Source organism: Alteromonas sp. 5NS40-0096 (assembly GCF_057544385.1).
Window position 1 is genome coordinate 1241559 of sequence record NZ_BAAJLQ010000001.1, and the last position, 14715, is coordinate 1256273.

16 protein-coding genes are annotated in these 14715 nt (G+C 46.9%); 13 read left to right on the plus strand and 3 right to left on the minus strand.

Going from position 1 to position 14715, the window contains the following annotated elements:
- Positions 1 to 10: 10 nt before the first annotated feature.
- Positions 11 to 1924 carry a DNA repair helicase YoaA gene (yoaA, locus tag AC27G9_RS05710; protein WP_487071915.1) on the minus strand — a complete coding sequence of 638 codons (1914 nt, stop codon included), beginning with the start codon at positions 1922 to 1924 and terminating at the stop codon, positions 11 to 13.
- Positions 1925 to 2146: 222 nt separating this feature from the next.
- On the opposite strand from yoaA, the gene AC27G9_RS05715 reads away from it, so the two are divergent.
- From AC27G9_RS05715 to AC27G9_RS05760, 10 genes are read left to right on the plus strand one after another with little or no spacing between them, the layout of a single operon-like run.
- Positions 2147 to 2614, plus strand: a complete 468-nt coding sequence (locus tag AC27G9_RS05715; protein WP_487071917.1) for a Na+/H+ antiporter subunit E — start codon at positions 2147 to 2149, stop codon at positions 2612 to 2614.
- A complete protein-coding gene (locus tag AC27G9_RS05720; RefSeq protein WP_487071919.1) occupies positions 2611 to 2901 on the plus strand; it encodes an MrpF/PhaF family protein in 291 nt (96 codons plus the stop codon). The genes AC27G9_RS05715 and AC27G9_RS05720 overlap by 4 nt, the downstream gene beginning before the upstream one ends.
- Entirely contained in the window at positions 2894 to 3211 is a 318-nt protein-coding gene (mnhG, locus tag AC27G9_RS05725; RefSeq protein ID WP_487071921.1) for a monovalent cation/H(+) antiporter subunit G, read from the plus strand. Before AC27G9_RS05720 ends, mnhG begins: the two co-directional genes overlap by 8 nt.
- Positions 3208 to 3768 carry a DUF4040 domain-containing protein gene (locus AC27G9_RS05730; RefSeq protein WP_487071923.1) on the plus strand — a complete coding sequence of 187 codons (561 nt, stop codon included), beginning with the start codon at positions 3208 to 3210 and terminating at the stop codon, positions 3766 to 3768. Before mnhG ends, AC27G9_RS05730 begins: the two co-directional genes overlap by 4 nt.
- Positions 3758 to 4180, plus strand: a complete 423-nt coding sequence (locus tag AC27G9_RS05735; RefSeq protein WP_487071925.1) for a Na(+)/H(+) antiporter subunit B — start codon at positions 3758 to 3760, stop codon at positions 4178 to 4180. The genes AC27G9_RS05730 and AC27G9_RS05735 overlap by 11 nt, the downstream gene beginning before the upstream one ends.
- Positions 4177 to 4539 carry a cation:proton antiporter subunit C gene (locus tag AC27G9_RS05740; protein ID WP_487071927.1) on the plus strand — a complete coding sequence of 121 codons (363 nt, stop codon included), beginning with the start codon at positions 4177 to 4179 and terminating at the stop codon, positions 4537 to 4539. The genes AC27G9_RS05735 and AC27G9_RS05740 overlap by 4 nt, the downstream gene beginning before the upstream one ends.
- Positions 4539 to 6047, plus strand: a complete 1509-nt coding sequence (locus AC27G9_RS05745) for a monovalent cation/H+ antiporter subunit D family protein (protein ID WP_487071929.1) — start codon at positions 4539 to 4541, stop codon at positions 6045 to 6047. The genes AC27G9_RS05740 and AC27G9_RS05745 overlap by 1 nt, the downstream gene beginning before the upstream one ends.
- The gene (locus tag AC27G9_RS05750) at positions 6044 to 7510 is read left to right on the plus strand and encodes a proton-conducting transporter transmembrane domain-containing protein (RefSeq protein ID WP_487071931.1); all 1467 of its coding nucleotides are present in this window, start codon (positions 6044 to 6046) and stop codon (positions 7508 to 7510) included. Before AC27G9_RS05745 ends, AC27G9_RS05750 begins: the two co-directional genes overlap by 4 nt.
- Positions 7507 to 7779 (plus strand): hypothetical protein, encoded by a 273-nt coding sequence (locus AC27G9_RS05755; protein ID WP_487071933.1) that lies wholly within the window; start codon positions 7507 to 7509, stop codon positions 7777 to 7779. Before AC27G9_RS05750 ends, AC27G9_RS05755 begins: the two co-directional genes overlap by 4 nt.
- Entirely contained in the window at positions 7769 to 9451 is a 1683-nt protein-coding gene (locus tag AC27G9_RS05760; RefSeq protein WP_487071935.1) for a Na(+)/H(+) antiporter subunit D, read from the plus strand. Before AC27G9_RS05755 ends, AC27G9_RS05760 begins: the two co-directional genes overlap by 11 nt.
- Here AC27G9_RS05760 and AC27G9_RS05765 read toward each other — a convergent pair.
- Positions 9448 to 10767, minus strand: coding sequence for an alpha-amylase family glycosyl hydrolase (locus AC27G9_RS05765; protein ID WP_487071937.1), 1320 nt, complete (start codon positions 10765 to 10767; stop codon positions 9448 to 9450). The two genes, AC27G9_RS05760 and AC27G9_RS05765, sit on opposite strands and share 4 nt — an antisense overlap.
- A gap of 95 nt (positions 10768 to 10862) precedes the next feature.
- On the minus strand, positions 10863 to 11759 hold the full coding sequence (locus tag AC27G9_RS05770; RefSeq protein WP_487071939.1) for a sulfite exporter TauE/SafE family protein: 897 nt from the start codon (positions 11757 to 11759) through the stop codon (positions 10863 to 10865).
- A 228-nt stretch (positions 11760 to 11987) separates the two neighbouring features.
- Here AC27G9_RS05770 and AC27G9_RS05775 point away from each other — a divergent pair, with 228 nt between their 5' ends.
- The 3 genes from AC27G9_RS05775 to AC27G9_RS05785 all read left to right on the plus strand — a co-directional run bounded on the left by AC27G9_RS05775 (position 11988) and on the right by AC27G9_RS05785 (position 14644).
- The gene (locus AC27G9_RS05775; protein WP_487071941.1) at positions 11988 to 12488 is read left to right on the plus strand and encodes a DUF2244 domain-containing protein; all 501 of its coding nucleotides are present in this window, start codon (positions 11988 to 11990) and stop codon (positions 12486 to 12488) included.
- Complete coding sequence (locus AC27G9_RS05780) at positions 12478 to 13716, plus strand: saccharopine dehydrogenase family protein (protein WP_487071943.1); 1239 nt, start codon at positions 12478 to 12480, stop codon at positions 13714 to 13716. The genes AC27G9_RS05775 and AC27G9_RS05780 overlap by 11 nt, the downstream gene beginning before the upstream one ends.
- A gap of 73 nt (positions 13717 to 13789) precedes the next feature.
- Positions 13790 to 14644 (plus strand): TraB/GumN family protein, encoded by an 855-nt coding sequence (locus tag AC27G9_RS05785; RefSeq protein WP_487071945.1) that lies wholly within the window; start codon positions 13790 to 13792, stop codon positions 14642 to 14644.
- Positions 14645 to 14715 lie beyond the last annotated feature (71 nt).

The following is a 14715-nucleotide window of genomic DNA, read 5'->3' on the forward strand; positions in this document are numbered from 1 at the left end:
TTGTCTTTCATTATTCAATTGTTTCCAAAAATGACGCGGCATCTTCCAAACTTCGAGTTCGCGACATGGGTGGCAATGAGCCAATAAATGTTTTGCCATAGGGCTTTGTCACCAATCGATTATCGCATATTACCAGCACCCCTTTGTCACTGGGATCTCTGATAAGGCGGCCCGCACCTTGTTTTAGTGTTATTACCGCTTGAGGTATTTGGATCGCTGCAAACGGGTTAGCGCCTCGCTTTTTGCAATCTTCCATACGGGCTTGTAATAACGGATCGTCAGGGGAAGCAAACGGTAATTTATCGATCATAACACAAACTAAATCTGAACCTCGCACGTCGACCCCCTCCCAGAAGGCCCCCGTTCCCAAGAGAACAGCATCAGGCTTGTCTAAATAGGCTTGCAACAGCGCTTGCTTGGTCGTAGTGCCTTGAACGAGTAATGGATTATCTACCTCTTCCTCTAATCTGCCCGCTATTTCCCGCAACATTGCGTGACTGGTAAACAACAGGAAACAACGCCCTTTACTGGCGCGAATTAAGCGTTTCGCCGTTTTCACTAGTGTATCTTTGAGACCAAAGCTATTGGGTTCAGGCAAATATCTCGGCACACATAGCATCGCCTGTTTTTGATAGTCGAATGGGCTATCCAAACCCAGCGTTTTAGCGTCTTCTAGCCCCATACGGCGTTGAAAGTGCTCAAAACCACCATTGACCATGAGTGTTGCGGAGGTAAATATCCAACCTCGTGGAGGATTGGTTACAATTCTTCTGAACTTGGCGGCTATCGACAATGGCGTCATATGTAAAACGAGGTGTTTGTTGGTAGTTTCGTACCACAAACTTACCCCTTCTTGCTCGACATCCCGCATCGCATCAAGTCTTTCTCGCGCTTCGACAACGCGCTCATAGAGGTTGTCCAAGTCTTTGTCGCGACCTATGTGCAACTTACTGACTTCGTGCAATACGCCCAACGCATCGGCCAATTTATTAACCTCAAGCTGCACATCTTCTCTTTCCATTGCCTCAAACCAATTCCCCCGTTGAGGCGAGTCTGGAAACAACAACCGAAGATCAGCTGCTATCATACGGCACTTTTCCGCGGCTTTATCTAACTGTTCTGCGTCTTTTAACACCGTGCGATACAACAGTGTTATGTCTTTGCTAATTTCAGTAATCTGACGAGTTGAGATGTTTTCACCAAAATAATCGGATGCGATATCCGGAATTTGATGGGCCTCATCAAACACGATGTTATCGACTTCGGGAATCAGTTCGCCAAATCCAGTATCTTTTAGCGCGAGATCGGCAAAAAACAAGTGATGATTGACGACAATCACATCGGCTTCTAGTGCTTTCCTGCGCGCTTTAACCAGATAGCACTCTTCATAGTCAGGGCATTCTCTACCAAGGCAATTGTCTACCGTTGACGTCACCATTGGAATCACTCTTGCGTCTTCCGGTAACGTTTTTAGCTCTCCCATGTCGCCAGTTTTCGTTGTTGTAGACCAGTGTTTAACAACGGTAAGTTGCTGTAATACGTCTTTGTCGATAAAGGTTGAATTACCGCCGTGTTGGCGCAAGCGGTGATGACACAAGTAATTGGCGCGGCCTTTCAATAAAGCCGTCTTTCGATTGGACTTGAGGGCTTTTTTCACGAGGGGCAAGTCACGATGAAAAAGTTGCTCTTGTAAGTTTTTTGTACCGGTCGAAATGATCGATTTGCCTTCACTCAACAGTGCAGGCACAAGATACGCGTAGGTTTTTCCGGTACCAGTACCCGCTTCGACAATCAAACTTTGGCTGGATTTCAATGCGCTTTCCACCGCTTTAGCCATATCGGTTTGAGCCTGTCGAGGCACGAAACCATCAATACACTCAGCCAACAACCCATCACTGGCAAAAACAGAAGAAACGCTTGGCATACAATCCCATAGAATTATCAAAAATCATATTATGCCAAATTTTCGGTATGAATGTGTTCTCAATACACACTCTGCGCTTAATCCGCCGCTATTCGCACAATATTCACCCAGCTTTTTTGTTACATATTTGTTAAATGGGCAGATTTTCGTCTACGTTTATACATGACGGGTATAAAAATTACCCAACGGACTGGTTGAATCTCTCTCGGGGGCTAGGTGCCAATGCATATAGTTAGGCTTTCCATCGCCTTAGCGGTGGTTTGGTTGTTATTGTCTGGTCACTACAATCCACTAATGCTGTGCTTTGGCGCCGTATCGGTTGCCTTAGTGGTTATGATTACTAGGCGCATGCAAGTCGTCGATCGCGAATCCTACCCGCTGACTATCAACCTCAGTGTTGTTCGTTACATGGTTTTGCTCACCGCCAAAATCATTCAGTCCAATTGGGATGTGGTGTTACGCATCACGGGCATCAGGCCAACTACCTCGCGCTTTGTTACACTTCCCTTGCCCAGTGACGATGAACTCACGAATGTCATTTATGCCAATGCGATTACATTGACTCCCGGCACCGCCAGTATCGCCATTGTAGGCGATAGTTTATTGGTGCATACCATCAGTGAAGAAAGTGCAAAAGCGCTACTCGAGGGTGAGATAGCAGACATTTTACCCGAGGCAAAACTGCCATGACTGACATTTATCTCGTGGCTTCACTCGCAATATTAATCACTATGGCACTAGCACTGTGCAGGGCGTTGCTGGGTCCTACCCTATTTGACCGAATTCTTGCAGTTAATATGTTTGGCACTAAAGCCGTTTTGCTGGTCGCGTTGTTTGCGTTTTTTTCTGGGCGCTCTGACTTGTTGGATATCTCTCTGTTGTATTCATTGCTCAACTTCGTAGGCGTGGTAGCTGCACTAAAACTAGTGGAGAGAAGCCATCAATTGGCCAGACAAGAGGGAGACAAAAATGGTTGATACCCTTTCTATCATTTTCATCGCACTTGGCTGTGTACTGAGCATCATAGGCGGTTCAGGTATTATACGACTGCCTGACATCTACAGTCGGCTTCACGCTGTCGGCGTCTCTGACACTTTGTGCTCCTTTTTTGTTCTCTTCGGGCTCGCTTTGCAATCTGGCTGGACCCTTACCACCGTAAAGCTTGTGCTTATATTTGCCCTCTTGCTCTTTACAAGCCCTGCCTCCTCCTATGCGCTTGGACACAGTGCTTGGTATTTTGGAATCAAACCCAAAGCGCCCACTTTAGAACGTGAGGTAAGCAAATGAGCTTAGTCATCAACTTGGTGTTACTGACTTTCTTATTGATCATCGCATTCACATTGTTGAGAGTTCGCCACCTATTTGCAATGTCTATGATGTTCGGGCTTTACAGTTTTCTCGTCGCAGGCTTGTTCGTTGTTCTCGATGCGCCAGATGTTGCATTTACTGAAGCGGCAGTGGGTACAGGTATTTCGACGGTATTGATGTTGGTTACCTTAGCATCCATAAAAAATGGCCATGAAGCCAAGACTCATGCATCAAACCGGGTGATACCAGCATTGATATGTATCGTCATGGGCGGGCTGTTGGTATACGGCATTCACGACATTCCTGCTCTTGGTGACCCAAGTGCACCAGCACACACTGAGGTCGGCAAACGCTACATAGAAAACGGCATGGCGGAAACCGGCGTACCAAACTTGGTAACAGCCGTCTTGGCGAGCTATCGAGGCTTCGATACTTTGGGAGAAGTTACCGTGGTACTCACCGCAGGTATCGGGGTATTGCTATTACTCGTCAGAAGAGACAAGCCCCATGTGAAAGGAGAGCGCGATGCCGGATAACATCATTCTCCGCGTCGTCGCAAAATGGTTGATTCCCATGGTGTTGCTTTTCGCTTTCTACGTACAGTTTCACGGCGACTACAGCCCTGGAGGTGGTTTTCAAGCGGGTGTAATTTTCACATCGGGATTTTTATTGTATTCCCTTGTGTTTGGGCTTGATGCCATGGTTCGCATCATCCCCGACCGATGGCTGATGGTGGCAGCGTGCTTCGGCGTGTTGCTTTACTCAGGCGTGGGGGTGATTGGTATGGTGCGCGGTGCAGAATTCCTAAACTATAGTGCCCTACTCGATACGCCACTGAATGGGCAACACTTAGGCATCATCTTAATCGAGTTGGGTGTGGGTATTACTGTGGCATCAGTCATGATGCTGTTATTCATTACCTTTGCTCGCAGGGTAGCGCCAAAATGATGGAGTATTTGATTGGTCATGCCAACTACCTGCTTATCATCGCAATCATGATGGTTGGTCTTTACACCCTGATGAGCAGAGAACATCTCATAAAAAAAATGGCGGGCCTCAGCGTTTTTCAAACGGCAGTTATTTTGTTTTACGTCAGCTTGGGTAAGGTTACTGGCGGTAGTGCCCCGATTGTGGCCGAGGGCATTAATGTGTATTCAAACCCATTACCACAGGTGCTAATGCTGACAGCCATCGTCGTGGGTGTAGCAACAACGGCGCTGGGTTTCGCACTCATTGTTCGTATTAAAGAAGCATACGGTACATTAGAAGAGAGCGAAATCAATTCGATGGATACGGAGGACCATTAATGCAGTGGTCGATACTTCTCGTTGTTTTGCCCCTCTGTTTTGCGCCACTGACCGCTTTATGTAAAAAGCGACTACACGCTTATTTGATGACTCAAACCCTAACGCTCGTCTTGTTTATCCTGTCAATTTGTCTTCTGTTAAGCCTAATCGATGGTTCTCAAGTCCACTACGAGCTTGGAGGCTGGCAAGCGCCGTGGGGGATCGCCTACGAACTAGACAGTTTAAACAGCTTAGTCGCACTGATCATAAGCGGGATTGCATTTTTCACCACATTGTTTGGTTACAAAACCGCCGAACAAGAGGTATCCGCTCACCTATCTGGCTTGTTTTACGCGGCTTATCAACTGTGCATTTTAGGCCTAATGGGAATGGCCCTGACGGGTGACATTTTTAATTTATTTGTCTTTTTAGAAATTTCTTCATTGTCTTCTTACGCGTTAATTGCACTGGGCAAAAATCGCAAAGCCTTGATGGCGGCATTCAACTACTTAGTTTTGGGCACCATTGGCGCAACGTTTTTTCTGATAGGTGTGGGGTTACTTTACGCCGCATCGGGCAGCCTCAATATGGCAGATATCGCTATTCGCTTCTACGCGTTCGAAGACAAACAACTGGTGAGTACAGCACTGGTTTTTATCGTTATTGGAATGTCTTTGAAAGCGGCGATTTTTCCTCTTCATTCTTGGCTGCCGAATGCCTACGCCTACGCACCGTCTATGGTCAGTGTATTTCTCGCAGCAACGGCTACCAAAGTTGCAATTTACGTACTGATACGCTGTTTGTTTGATGTCTACCCCGTGGAATATTGGATGGCTATTGTATTGCCCAAAGTGCTCGTGGGCGTGGGCTGCATCGCCATCATTTACGGGTCCCTCCGCGCGGTCAATCAGGACAACATAAAGCGACTATTGGCATATTCCAGCGTTGCGCAAGTCGGTTACATGATTCTTGGTATTGGGTTACTTAATGCGACGGGTATGCAAGCGACCTTACTCCATTTGTTCAACCATGGGGTCATGAAAGCCGCTTTATTTATGGTTGCAGGTATTTTCCTGATCCGAACCAACACCTTATACCTCAGTGAACTCCGTGGTCTGGGCAGAGATATGAAATGGACGATGGTGGCCATGGTGATTGGCGGGCTAAGCCTTATCGGGGTACCCGGTACTGCCGGCTTCGTCAGTAAATGGTATTTATTGCGAGCCATCATAGAAACTGAGCAGTGGTGGGTGCTGGTAGCAACCTTGATCGGGTCTGTTTTATCCGTGGTTTACGTTTGGAAAATGGTCGAATCCCTGTACTTTCAGCCAAAGGATAAGCCACATGTACACCAAGTGAGTTCTGGCCAAGCCGCTATCGGGGCCACGCCATTGATGATGGGGCTTGCATGTTGGGCACTGACGTTAGCCACCTTGTATTTTGGCTTCGATACGACTTGGCTAACTCGAGCCGCTGAAGTTGCCGCCTCCTCACTTTTTCGTGACGTCACCTTGGGTGTGCTACCATGAATATTGAGTTACTACTGGCTTTGACGTTACTCGTCCCACTGTCGACTGCTATTGGCGTAGCAGTGTTGGGATCTTTTCCTAATGCCCGAGAGACAGTGACCTGTATCGGCGCACTAGCGCTAATCACAGTAAATGTCGCCATTTTCCATACCTCTGATACTTTAGGTCAGCTAGTTTTGGCCAGGCCTCTAGACGATATCCCCATTGGTTTGGAGCACACGCCAGAAGGCATACTTTTCAGTTTGATCGCGAGTAGCCTTTGGTTAGTAACAAGTGTTTATGCCATTGGTTACATGAGAGGCCATGCCGAGCAGAACCAAACTCGTTTTTACGCTTTGTTTGCTGTCGCTATTGCACTGGTCATGGGACTCGCTTATGCCAGTAATCTTTTAACCTTATTCCTATTTTACGAACTTATCACACTGTCTACCTACCCATTGGTTACGCATGCGGGGACACCACAAGCCAAGCGCGGCGGTCGAATTTACCTCACCATCTTGATGGGCTCTTCTATCGCCTTTTTCCTACCCGCAATGATGATCACCTACGAGTTTGGAGGAACGTTGCGCTTCACTTCCGGCGGAGTACTAGCGGGTAACATAGCGACGACTTGGGTTTTACCACTCATGTTGCTGTTTTTGTTTGGTATCAGTAAGGCGGGCGTGATGCCATTTCATCGCTGGTTACCCTCAGCAATGGTAGCGCCCACGCCCGTCAGTGCCCTTCTGCATGCGGTTGCCGTCGTCAAAGCTGGCGTGTTTTCGGTGCTTAAAGTAGTGACAGGTATCGTAGGAACTGGCTTTTTGTTTGAAAGTGAAGCCAGTAACATTTTGTTGTGGTTCCCCGTCATCACTATTGTCCTCGCCTCGTTTATTGCCATGACAAAAGACAACCTAAAAGAGCGGTTGGCCTATAGCACAGTCAGCCAGCTCAGCTATATCATTTTGGGCATTTTTATCGCCAACGAAATGGGGTTGCTTGGGGGCACATTACATATCGTTACTCATGCTTTTGGCAAAATAACGCTATTTTTTGCCGCTGGAGCAATACTGGTCGCCACCCACAAAACCAACATCAGTGAGCTCAACGGGCTCGGCCGATACATGCCTTGGACCTTTGCATTTTTCACTATTGGCGCACTGAGTATCATTGGGTTACCTATCTTTGGCGGAATGTGGAGTAAGTGGTTTCTGTTAGACGCCGCCGCGAGCTATAGCCAATCAGAGATTATCAGGTGGGCAATGCTAAGCGTTCTTTTGTTGAGTTCATTACTCAATATCATGTACCTGCTGACGATACCAGCCAATGCGTTTTTCAAAGCTGCTCCCGACAATAAAAGACACAAAGAAGCGCCCCTCCTTTGTTTAATTGGTATGGCTATCCCCGCGGCAATGTGCATTTACTTGTTCTTTGCTCCAAACACGTTTATTCAACTCGCATCATCGTTAGGTGGTTCCCAATGACGAAACCGACCGATTCTGGCTTTTTTGATAAGCCCGCCACAATAAACTGGATCTTGCGTATATTTTACGGTTTGTGCGTTGTACTCGTGTTTGCAGACTTTGTTGTCCATCGGCACGTGTATAGCGATATAGAGAACATACCAGCGTTTTATGCTTTGTATGGTTTTGTTGCTTGTGTCTTGTTGGTCTTAGTCGCCAAAGTCATGCGAGTGTTACTCATGCGCAAAGAAGACTATTACGACGATGTGGAGGACCAACATGTGGATTGAGGGTTTGCCGCCGTTTATCGCGTTTTTCATTGGCGCCGTTGTCACTGCATTTTTGCCCGCGAAATGGCGAATACTCCTATTGATATTACCGCTCTGCAGCGGTTTCAATCTGTACATGACATCACATTGGGACGGTGTTGTCACATTGTCGATCGCGTCCTTTACCCTAGACATCATGCAGCTAGATAAATTGAGCTTACTGTTTGGCTACTTGTTTCACATAGCGGCATTTTTGTCTCTTCTATACTCATTACATGTCAAAGATACATTGCAACAAGTTGCCGGGTTACTGTACGCAGGCAGCGCTCTGGGCGCCGTTTTCGCAGGCGATTTTATCACCTTGTTCATTTTTTGGGAGCTACTTGCCGTTACCTCAACGTGTCTTATTTGGGCTCGACGCCAAGACGCATCAACCAAAGCCGCAATTCGCTATTTGGTTTTTCAAGTGTTGTCGGGGGTATTACTGCTATGTGGCATTATTCTACTTGTCCAAGCTTCAGGGAATACTGCGATACGCGCGTTGTCCCTTGGCGACACTGCTTCTTGGTTTATCTTTATTGCACTGGGCATTAAATGCGCATTCCCAGGTTTACACACCTGGCTAACTGATGGCTACCCTAGTGCGACAGCAACAGGCACTGTATTTCTCTCTGCCTTCACGACGAAAGTGGCGATCTATATGCTAGCGCGGACGTTCGCCGGCGAGACCCTGTTGGTTTACATCGGTGCGGCGATGACATGCTTTCCTATTTTCTACGCTGTCATTGAGAATGATCTGCGCAAAGTTCTCGCGTATAGCCTAATTAACCAGTTGGGTTTTATGGTTTGTGGAATCGGCATAGGTACAGCGTTAGCGCTGAACGGAGCAGTCGCTCATGCTTTCAATGACGTTATTTTTAAAGGGTTATTGTTCATGACGATGGGAGCGGTATTGATGCGAGTCGGTCATGTCAAAGGCTCAGATTTGGGAGGGCTGTATAAGTCAATGCCCAAAACTACCGTATTTTGTATCGTGGGTGCGGCCTCTATTTCGGCATTTCCATTATTCAGCGGCTTTGTTAGTAAAAGTATGGTGATGTCTGCACTTATTGGCGAAGGTTACGACTACTTGTGGCTCATGCTCCTATTTGCATCGGCTGGCGTATTCCATCACGCAGGTATAAAAATACCTTTCTTTGCATTTTTTGCCCATGACAGAGGGCTACGCGTGAAAGAAGCCCCCACTAACATGCTGTGGGCAATGGGATTCGCCTCGCTGGCCTGTATAGCGATAGGCGTGCACCCTAAACTGCTTTATCAGCTGCTACCATGGGAAAACCAATACCAGCCCTATGATTTGACCCATACACTCACACAATTACAGCTGCTGTTTTTCTCTGCCCTGGCCTTTGTTTGGCTGAACAAGCGAGGGTTGTACCCGCCTGAACTGCGATCGGTCAATCTAGACATAGAGTGGCTCTACCGAAAATTCGTCCCGACAGTGGCATTGCAGACCGCTTTGTATTCACAAACCGCCAGAGAATGGAGTCAACACCGGGTACGTGTGCTGTTAAACAAATTACCCGTTATTCAAGCAGATAAAAATGCTAGTGGTGCCATGCTGACTCGCCGAATGGGTTTTGTATTCGTCGCTATGGTTGTGATTGCCGCGCTGAGTGATTTTATTACTTAGCCGACACTCGGACATGCCCCTTGAACCAAGACCCGGAAACCACCGGGCTTGAGCGTTATCTCAGTCGCCCCATCGCAGGTAACACTCTCGTCAGAGAACGGGTCGACATAGTCTCCGTGAAACAAGTTGTCGTTAAACGTTGCTGTGATATCACCGTGAGAAAAGTTTAACACTACGAATACTTTATGCCCGTCTTGCTCACGAACGAAACTAAGTACATCGGTCTGCTGCGAGTTAGGCACCTGAATCATAGTAGCACCAAACTCGCCATTCCAGAGTGCCGGTATCGCTTTTTTCAATCGAATTAAACAACGATAAAGTTCTCCCACCCAATGAGATTGCCACTCGATTGGATCTCTGTCGAAAAAAGCAAGTCGCTTGCTCTCTCCCGCTTCCTGACCGTTGTATATTAAAGGCATTCCCTCGCCTAACACACTCAACGCGATACAAGGTGCAAGTAATTTACCGAACTTCTCATGCTGAGTGCCATCCCATGCGTTCTCGTCGTGGTTACTGACGAAAGTCATCCGATACGCAGACTTTGGCCATGCGCGTTCATTCCAAGCGTAGTATTTTCTGACTTTGTCTAGGCTCCCTTTACCTTGAGCAAGATTCCACAACGCCTCGTGCCAAGACCAAGCATAGGTCATATTGAACGCCTGTTCGTGTAAGTCGCGGTTTTCCCATTCAGCCAACATAAAGACAGGTTTCACTCGTGATAACGTCAGCGATACTTGGTGCCAAAAATCATTGGGTATATAACCCGCCACATCACAGCGAAAACCATCGATATCATACTCTCGAACCCAGTAAGCCATTGCCTCAGCCATATAAGTTCGCATGTCCTGATGGTTGTAATCAAATTCAATAATGTCTTCCCAGTCCCACCACGGACAGGGTCTAAAGTCGCCCTTGTAGTCTTTAGCGTACCAATCAGGGTGACGAGTAACCAAATCGTTATCCCAAGCACTGTGGTTGGGTACCCAATCCAAAATGACTCTCATCCCTAGGGCATGTATGGCGTTTATTAGGGTACGAAAGTCTTCTGAGGTGCCAAATTCAGAGTTGATGCCATAGTAATCCTTTACGGCATAGGGACTGCCCAAAGGCCCTTTCCTGTGCTTATGTCCAATCGGATGAATCGGCATCAGCCATAAAATATCGACGCCTAATTCTCTGAGGCGAGACAGCTGAGGAAGGATGCCTTCGAAATTGCCCCCTTCGCTAAACTGGCGGGTATTAATCTGATAAATAACAGCATTTTTTGACCAGTCAGGCTGCTCAACACGATACGGAGATTGAGGTACAAATGACATAAGTGTTTTTTCGGGTTAGTAAAAGACGCATCTTTTAACCCTAGCAAAAACATGGCAGATCTGCTTTTCTAAAATTTTCTATGCGAGTTGTGAAATCAAATAGGTAAGCTAACGACGCCCAATAGCAGCACCCATGTGCCGAAGAATATCTTGAGTTTGGACGCAGAGAAAGCCAACACTACGTGTTTTGCCAGCGTTCCGCCGATAATAGCCCCCATACCGGCAAACAAGACGATGGGCCAGATCACGCTATCGAGCAACAAGGCGTGATAAACAATTCCGCTCCAAACGCTAAATGCGGTAAGAATAACCGCGACGGCAATAGACATAGTGACATTGAATCCTCTGATAATAAGATAAACAGCGACCAGCTCTCCGACGCCGACAGACAACCACGCAGTAATCATTCCCCCGAGGTAGCTAATCAAAGCCAAGCTGACCTTATCGATACCAGCCAACTCGATAGTGTTTTTGCTTCGATTCAGCAACGGAACAGAAGCAAAAATCGCCACTCCCAGCAAAATAGAGAACCCACCGAATCCCAAATGCAGTAAGTCGGTCCGTTGATTGATTTGATGCAAGATATTGATGTTGTCTTGAGCATACTGCACCGTCATCAAGCCTAGTATTGAGGTCGGCACACATATCAATAGCGCTTTGGGTAGCGCTTGCCAGTGGTCTTGGTCAGGCTGTTGAGAACGGAAGAATTTCCACCAGGTAAGCGCCCCTGCCGTCATGCCACAACATTGAATACCCAAGCTAGTGCCGATGATATTTTCAGGAGTAAAGCCCAGCTGATTAAAAAATGGCACGAACACGACGCCACCACCAGCCCCGGTCGCGTTGGCGAAAATCGCACCAATAATTCCCAACAGCGTAAACCCACCGAACTCAGTAATGAGATCAAAAGGATTAGCTTGGTTGAGGAAAATAGTAAACCACAGGCCCGCCAGTATCAGGGCAATCCATTGGGTTCGAGAAAGACTAAACACTAAGGTCAACTGCTCTTATTTTTTGCTGTGCACTTTGCCAGAAGGTTACGTAAAAATAAACCATATGGATGTATATGAATCGCAATAAGCAGTCAGAAACGGCTAACCGTTGCTCTTGATATCATCGAAATTAATGAACAAAAATCATTATTCACTAGTATCTATCTACATTTATTTAACAATAAAATTGTGCGACTATGATTTGTCGGCGGAGCCTTTGGTGATCCCATGATAGAGATAGTAAAACTGCCACAGCAGACCCAAATCACCTTGTTTCCAAACCGCTCGGCGACATGGAAAGAAAGTAAATATTTTATGTGGTTTATCGGCTTCACTATGTTGTTAGTCGCTGGGGGCTGGAGTGTAGTTGGAGTCTGGATAGTGCTGCCTTTCGCAGGTTTGGAGCTGGCACTGTTCTCCTTTTTACTCTATCGGGTCAGTTTGGCGACGTACAGCAAGCAAGTCGTGACGCTAACTGCTGATAATGTCAAGATAGTCAGTGGCTATAAACAGTTGAGTCGACATACGCTTGATGCGCGGCATATTGAGATAACGTTAACCGAATCGGAAAATAACTGGCCACTGCCGATATTAACGATTAGTGACAACCAAAAACAGCTTGTACTTGGCGAGTTTCTCAATCTTGAAGACCGCTTAGAACTATACACACAATTGCGCAGCTTGGGTGTTCCGGCTTGCCGAACTCATTGGTGGAAGAATGACAGATAACAAAAATAACTACGATGTAATAGTCTTTGGTGCAACCAGTTTTGTCGGCAAAATAATATGTCATTATTTAGCGAAACAATATGGTGAGAATGGTCCAAAGTGGGCAATGGCAGGTCGCAGTCAGGCGAAGCTAAACGTCTTACAAAACGAGCTACAAACCGAGCATAACACTGACATCACGACACTAGTAGCGGATGCCGGAGATGCCGAGGCACTGGCGCAACTGTGCGAGCGTGCTACGGTCATTTTATCGACTGTTGGTCCCTACTCTTTGTACGGCGAACCTATGGTTAAAGCATGCGTTGAATCTGGTACAGATTACGTCGACCTTACAGGTGAGCCGCAGTGGATAAAAGCAATGCAAGACGGCTATGAAACTCAAGCACAGCAAACAGGGGCGAGGATTGTCCACAGTTGTGGTTTCGATTCAATTCCGTCTGATTTAGGCGTCTATTACCTGCAAAACAACGCTATTGAGCAATTCGGCAAAACCTGCCAAACGGTTAACATGCGCGTTAGACGCTTAAAAGGCGGTGCTTCTGGTGGCACCATCGCCAGTATGCTAAACATTGTCGAGGAAGCGAAAAAAGACCCGGGGCTTCGCAAGCAACTCGCTAACCCATACGTACTTTGCCCAGCAGGACATTCCTTTAAGGCCTATCAGCCTAACTTGAAAAAAGCGAAATACGAGCCAGAGTTTGAGGCTTGGGTTGCGCCTTTTGTGATGGCAGCAATCAACACCCGTATTGTTCATCGCAGTAACGCCTTATTAGGTGCAAAATATGGTGAGCGATTCATCTACGACGAAGCAATGCAGATGGGTCGAGGAAGTAGCGGCATGATGCGTGGGTGGAGTATGACACTGGGTCTAAGTGCCTTCATGATCGGCGCATCTATCACGCCAATTAAGCATTGGATGGAAAATAAGATGCTGCCTAAACCGGGAGAAGGCCCGACGCCAGAAGAACAAGAGAACGGTATGTACGACATCCGTTTTTATGGCGAAACCTGTGATGAGGAAAAAATCGTAGTGAAAGCGCTTGGCGATAAAGATCCAGGCTATGGCTCCACTGCGAAGATCATTGCCGAAGCGGCGCTATGTTTAGCTTCCAACGAAGATGTTCGTCAAAACAGCGGTGGTTTCTACACACCAGCCTCGTGTTTTAAAGACCAATTGTATGCGCCTCTTGCCGAAAAAGCGGGACTCACGTTTGAGGTGTTAGACTAAAGTGATAGGCATGGTTGAGGCGGGATGATACTGTACCCGCCACAGGACTGGTTTTAGCTTTTACGGAGAGCCCATGCGAAAATTCACAACAATAATTAGTTCCCTTTTTCTTGTCGCATCAGTCAATGCTGCCTCAGTGTGGAAAGTCAGTGACGGCGAGTCTTCGCTTTACCTCGGTGGCACTTTGCACTTACTCAGTGCCTCTGATTACCCGCTTCCGGAGGCTTTCGACAAGGCCTTTGCTGCTTCAGAAACCCTTGTATTTGAGACAGATATTGCTGCTATGGAATCACCGCAATTTGCGCAGCAAATGATGACGTCAATGATGTATCGGGACGGCACCACTCTCAGTGACGTTTTATCGCCAGCAACGCTTACGCAACTCAAAGCCCAATTGGCCCAATACGGACTGCCATTTGAGCAGATGAAGGCTCTCAAACCCTCATTGATTGGTATTACATTAAGCGCAGTGGAGTTTCAGCGACTGGGATTAAATGTAGAGGGTGTCGATAAGTACTTCTTTACAAAAGGTACTCAAGCGTCAAAAGCCATCGATTGGTTAGAGACCCCCATGGAGCAAGTTAATTTCATCGCGAGTATGGGCGAAGGCAAAGAAGATGAAATGATCAAATACACGCTAAGGGATCTTGAAAAATTGCCCGTTGCGTTAGAGCAAATGAAGGCCGATTGGCTAGCGGGCGACATGCAAAGTATGTATGACCACAGCATGAAAGATTTCAAGCAAGACTATCCTGAAATCTACAACAACCTATTGGTGACGCGAAACAATAACTGGATGCCTAAAATTTTAGACTATATGAAGACGCCAGAAGCCGAATTTGTCTTGGTAGGTGCTTTACATATGGCGGGAGAAGCGGGTTTGATCGCACAGTTAAAAAAGGCTGGCTACACGGTCACTAAACTGTAAGTTTGCAATTTCAGTAACACCATTATCCACTGGGACGTGTTGACCTTTAAACGGAGCCCAAGCCGGTTTGA

Bases quoted from the DNA above. Each gene is read 5' to 3' on its own strand.
- yoaA (WP_487071915.1), bottom strand. From the start codon at position 1,924: ATGCCAAGCGTTTCTTCTGTTTTTGCCAGTGATGGGTTGTTGGCTGAG.
- AC27G9_RS05715 (WP_487071917.1), top strand. From the start codon at position 2,147: ATGCATATAGTTAGGCTTTCCATCGCCTTAGCGGTGGTTTGGTTGTTA.
- AC27G9_RS05720 (WP_487071919.1), top strand. From the start codon at position 2,611: ATGACTGACATTTATCTCGTGGCTTCACTCGCAATATTAATCACTATG.
- mnhG (WP_487071921.1), top strand. From the start codon at position 2,894: ATGGTTGATACCCTTTCTATCATTTTCATCGCACTTGGCTGTGTACTG.
- AC27G9_RS05730 (WP_487071923.1), top strand. From the start codon at position 3,208: ATGAGCTTAGTCATCAACTTGGTGTTACTGACTTTCTTATTGATCATC.
- AC27G9_RS05735 (WP_487071925.1), top strand. From the start codon at position 3,758: ATGCCGGATAACATCATTCTCCGCGTCGTCGCAAAATGGTTGATTCCC.
- AC27G9_RS05740 (WP_487071927.1), top strand. From the start codon at position 4,177: ATGATGGAGTATTTGATTGGTCATGCCAACTACCTGCTTATCATCGCA.
- AC27G9_RS05745 (WP_487071929.1), top strand. From the start codon at position 4,539: ATGCAGTGGTCGATACTTCTCGTTGTTTTGCCCCTCTGTTTTGCGCCA.
- AC27G9_RS05750 (WP_487071931.1), top strand. From the start codon at position 6,044: ATGAATATTGAGTTACTACTGGCTTTGACGTTACTCGTCCCACTGTCG.
- AC27G9_RS05755 (WP_487071933.1), top strand. From the start codon at position 7,507: ATGACGAAACCGACCGATTCTGGCTTTTTTGATAAGCCCGCCACAATA.
- AC27G9_RS05760 (WP_487071935.1), top strand. From the start codon at position 7,769: ATGTGGATTGAGGGTTTGCCGCCGTTTATCGCGTTTTTCATTGGCGCC.
- AC27G9_RS05765 (WP_487071937.1), bottom strand. From the start codon at position 10,767: ATGTCATTTGTACCTCAATCTCCGTATCGTGTTGAGCAGCCTGACTGG.
- AC27G9_RS05775 (WP_487071941.1), top strand. From the start codon at position 11,988: ATGATAGAGATAGTAAAACTGCCACAGCAGACCCAAATCACCTTGTTT.
- AC27G9_RS05780 (WP_487071943.1), top strand. From the start codon at position 12,478: ATGACAGATAACAAAAATAACTACGATGTAATAGTCTTTGGTGCAACC.
- AC27G9_RS05785 (WP_487071945.1), top strand. From the start codon at position 13,790: ATGCGAAAATTCACAACAATAATTAGTTCCCTTTTTCTTGTCGCATCA.